This window comes from Stenotrophomonas sp. UBA7606 (genome assembly GCF_002477705.1).
In the GTDB taxonomy this organism is placed as follows: Bacteria; Pseudomonadota; Gammaproteobacteria; order Xanthomonadales; family Xanthomonadaceae; genus Stenotrophomonas.
Window position 1 is genome coordinate 1 of sequence record NZ_DLJW01000008.1, and the last position, 4,075, is coordinate 4,075.

Genomic DNA, 4,075 nt, shown 5'->3' on the forward strand with positions numbered 1-4,075 from the left:
CGGGTAGCATGGCTGCGGGAACGGCAGGGTCTTGAACGACTGGAAGCCGGCCTTGCCCATCTCCGCGCGCATGTCCTTGATCAGGTCCAGCAGCGCCAGCGGCGACTCGCTCTGCTGCACCAGCAGGCCGTCGTCCTTCAGGGCGCGGAAGCAGCTCTCGAAGAACGCCTTGTTGAACAGGCCTTCGGCCGGGCCGACCGGGTCGGTGGAGTCCACGATCACCACGTCCACGCTGCCCGGGGCGCAGTTGGCCATGTAGGCCACGCCGTCGTCGAACAGCAGCTCGGCACGGGCGTCACCGTTGGATTCGCACAGTTCCGGGAAGTACTTCTCGGCCATGCGGGTGACCTGCTCGTCGATATCGCACTGGGTGGCGCTCTCCACGCCCGGGTGCTTGAGCACTTCGCGCAGGGTGCCGCAGTCGCCGCCACCGATGATCACCACGCGCTTGGGCGCCGGGTGGGTGAACAGCACCGGGTGGCTGATCATCTCGTGGTAGAAGAAGTTGTCCTTGGTGGTCAGCATCATGGCGCCGTCGATGACCATCAACTTGCCCCAGTCGGTGCTGTCGTAGATCTCGATCTTCTGGAACGGCGACTGCACCTCGTCCAGCTTGCCGGTGATGCGGAAACCAATAGCCGAACCGGTCGGCTGGAAGTGTTCGATGAACCAGTTTTCGTTGGAGGTCATGATGATTCCTGGGTGCTGGGGCTGTCCTTCTCCCGCCGGGAGAAGCTGCCCCGGAGGGGCGGATGAGGGTAAGGGCGAAGCCTGTCACAGTCAGGTTTCACGCTTGCCCTCACCCCCGATCCCTCTCCCGGGGGGAGAGGGGAGGTAGTGAGGGCGCGGATTGTAACGGACCCTTGCCCCGCTGGCGTTAGAATGCGCCTCCTTGTTTATCCACAGCTGAGAGTTGCTACGCCGATGAGCGATTGGTCCCTCGAACAGGCCCGCAAGACCTATTCGATTCCGCACTGGTCTGATGGTTATTTCGACGTCGATGCCGCCGGGCACGTCGTGGTCCGTCCCGCAGGCGCCCAGGGCGCGGCGGTGTCGTTGCCGCAGGTGGTCGATTCGGCGCGCGCCGCCGGCGCCAAGCTGCCGTTGCTGGTGCGCTTTCCGGACATCCTCGGCCAGCGCCTGGGCAAGCTGCAGGCAGCCTTCGCCCAGGCCCAGTCCGACTGGGACTACGCTGGCGGCTATACCGCGGTCTACCCGATCAAGGTGAACCAGCACCGTGGCGTGGCCGGCACCCTGGCCAGCCACCACGGCGAAGGCTTCGGCCTGGAAGCCGGTTCCAAGCCGGAGCTGATGGCGGTGCTGGCGCTGAGCCGGCCGGGCGGGCTGATCGTCTGCAACGGCTACAAGGACCGCGAGTACATCCGCCTGGCCCTGATCGGCCGCAAGCTCGGCCTGCAGACCTATATCGTCATCGAGAAGCCGTCCGAGCTGAAGCTGGTGCTGGAGGAATCCAAGGCACTGGACGTGAAGCCGGGCCTGGGCGTGCGCATGCGCCTGGCCTCGCTGGGCGCCGGCAAGTGGCAGAACAGCGGTGGCGACAAGGCCAAGTTCGGCCTGTCTCCGCGCCAGCTGCTGGACCTGTGGAAGGCGCTGCGTGATACCGAGTACGCCGATTGCCTGAACCTGCTGCATTTCCACATGGGCAGCCAGATCAGCAATGTGCGCGATATCGCCAACGGCATGCGCGAGGCGACCCGTTACTTCGTCGAGCTGTCGCAGCTGGGTGCGAAGATCAGCCACGTCGATGTCGGCGGCGGCCTGGGCATCGATTACGAAGGCACCCGTTCGCGCAGCTACTGCTCGATCAACTACGGCCTCAATGCCTACGCCAGCAACATCGTGCAGCCGCTGGCCGAAGCCTGCGAAGAGCATGCATTGACGCCGCCGCGCATCATCACCGAATGCGGCCGCGCGATGACCGCGCACCACGCGGTGCTGATCGCCAACGTGTCGGAAGTTGAGCAGGCAGCCGAAGGCCGCGTGCCGGAAGCGCATGATGACGAGCCGGCGGCGATCCGCCACCTGCGCGAAATCCATGAGGAACTCGACCAGCGCCCGGCGGTGGAATTGTTCCAGGAAGCCCAGCATTTCCACGCCGAAGGCTTGAGTGCCTATGCGCTGGGGCAGATCGACCTGCCGCAGCGTGCGCGCATCGACGACCTGTTCTACGCCATCGCCAACGGCGTGCGCGCGCGCCTGAGCTACGACGAAAAGAGCCATCGCCCGGCGCTGGACGAATTGAATGATCGTCTGGTCGACAAGTACTTCGTCAACTTCAGCGTGTTCGAGTCCATCCCCGATGCCTGGGCAATCGACCAGGTATTCCCGATCGTGCCGATCGAGCGCTTGAACGAGCGCCCCGACCGTCGCGGCGTGATCGCCGACATGACCTGCGATTCCGATGGCATGGTCAAGACCTACGTCGAGAATGAAAGCCTGGACAGCTCGCTGCCGCTGCACGCCGTTCGCCATGGCGAGAGTTACCGCATCGGCTTCTTCCTGGTCGGTGCCTACCAGGAAATCCTCGGCGACATCCACAACCTGTTCGGCGATACCGATGCCGTGGAAGTAGTGGTGGAAGATGACGGCTACGTGATCACCCAGCAGCGTCGCGGTGACACCACCGACGTGATGTTGGACTACGTCGGCTACAGCCTGGCCGACCTGCGCACGGCCTACCGTGAGCGCGTGGCCGCCGCCGATCTGTCGGCCGAACGTGCCGCAGAACTGGATGCCGCGCTGGAAGCGGGCCTGACCGGTTACACCTACCTGTCGGACGAACCGCTGGGCTAAAGCAACAGCGAGACCGAGAGCCCCTCTCCTTACGGGAGAGGGGTTGGGGAGAGGGGAAGCTTCTAACAAGCGAACCCCAAGCCAGCCTGCTTCAGCGTTGCTCAGCCCCGGAACACCTGGAACCCGGCAAACGACTGGCTCACCGGCATCAACTCGATGCGGTTGACGTTGAGGTGTGCGGGCAAGCTGGCCACCCAGAAAATCTGCTCGGCAATGTCTTCGGCGGTCATCGGGTTGGCGCCGCCGTACAGCTGGTCGGATGCGGCCTGGTTGCCGTGCGTACGCACCAGGGTGAATTCGGTTTCGGCCATGCCCGGCTCGATCGCGGTCACACGTACGCCGGTGCCGTGCAGGTCCGAGCGCAGGCCCAGCGAGAACTGGCTGACAAAGGCCTTGGTGCCGCCGTAGGCATTGCCGCCCGGGTAGGGATACAGCGCGGCGGTGGAGCTGATGTTGATGATCGCACCGCGCCGCTCGACCAGCTTGGGCAGCAGGTGATGGGTCAGCGTGACCAGCGCGGTGATGTTGGTATCGATCATGGTGCGCCAGTCTTCCAGGCTGGCGTGCTGGGCTGCGGCCGTGCCCTGGGCAAGACCGGCGTTGTTGACCAGCAGGTCGATGTCGCGGAAGGCAGGCGGCAGGGCGGCCAGCGCGGCCTCCATCGCAGCGGCATCCCGGATGTCGAAGGCGGCGGCGTGGATCTTGTCGGCGCCGAATTCTTCGACCAGCGGCTGCAGGCGCTCGGCGCGGCGACCGGTGGCGATCACTTTCCAGCCGGCCGCAGCAAAGCGACGGACGGCGGCGGCGCCGAAGCCGGAGGTGGCGCCGGTGATCAAAGCGGTCTTGGACATTGCGGAATCCTTGGGGCAGGGGGTTTGATTTTCGCACTGTGACGGCGCAAGCGGGAGAAGGAATGAAGCAAGGCCAAGCCTCATCCGTAGTGCCGAGCCATGCTCGGCAGAGGCCTTATCGTAAAACCCAAAGCTCCCCTCATACGCCCCGTCGGGGCATCCCCGCCTTCGCAGGGACAGGCCCTTCTCGCGTAAACGGAGAAGGGAAAGCCAAAGCCAAGGCGCCCTCATCCCAACCCTTCTCCCGCAGGCAGGAGAAGGGCTAAAGCCACAGCCAAAGCCAAAGCCACAGCCAAAGCCAAAGCCAAAGCCAAAGCCAAAGCCAAAGCCATAGCGGCCGCAGTCATACCCGCTTGCCGCGCGCTCACTCCATCCAGAAATGCACCAAGGTCACCAGCTCATCGCTGCGG

3 protein-coding genes are annotated in these 4,075 nt (G+C 64.6%); 1 reads left to right on the top strand and 2 read right to left on the bottom strand.

The features are described from left to right. A partial coding sequence (gene speE, locus B2527_RS01595) for a polyamine aminopropyltransferase (RefSeq protein WP_293705773.1) occupies window positions 1-690 on the bottom strand: 690 nt, incomplete at its 3' end. A gap of 234 nt (window positions 691-924) precedes the next feature. Here speE and speA point away from each other — a divergent pair. Next, the gene (gene speA, locus B2527_RS01600) at window positions 925-2,814 is read left to right on the top strand and encodes an arginine decarboxylase (protein WP_293705775.1); all 1,890 of its coding nucleotides are present in this window, start codon (window positions 925-927) and stop codon (window positions 2,812-2,814) included. Between the two features lie 101 nt (window positions 2,815-2,915). On the opposite strand, the gene B2527_RS01605 is transcribed toward speA, so the two are convergent. After that, window positions 2,916-3,665, bottom strand: coding sequence for an SDR family NAD(P)-dependent oxidoreductase (locus B2527_RS01605; RefSeq protein WP_293705777.1), 750 nt, complete (start codon window positions 3,663-3,665; stop codon window positions 2,916-2,918). Window positions 3,666-4,075 lie beyond the last annotated feature (410 nt).

Bases quoted from the DNA above. Each gene is read 5' to 3' on its own strand.
- speA (WP_293705775.1), top strand. From the start codon at position 925: ATGAGCGATTGGTCCCTCGAACAGGCCCGCAAGACCTATTCGATTCCG.
- B2527_RS01605 (WP_293705777.1), bottom strand. From the start codon at position 3,665: ATGTCCAAGACCGCTTTGATCACCGGCGCCACCTCCGGCTTCGGCGCC.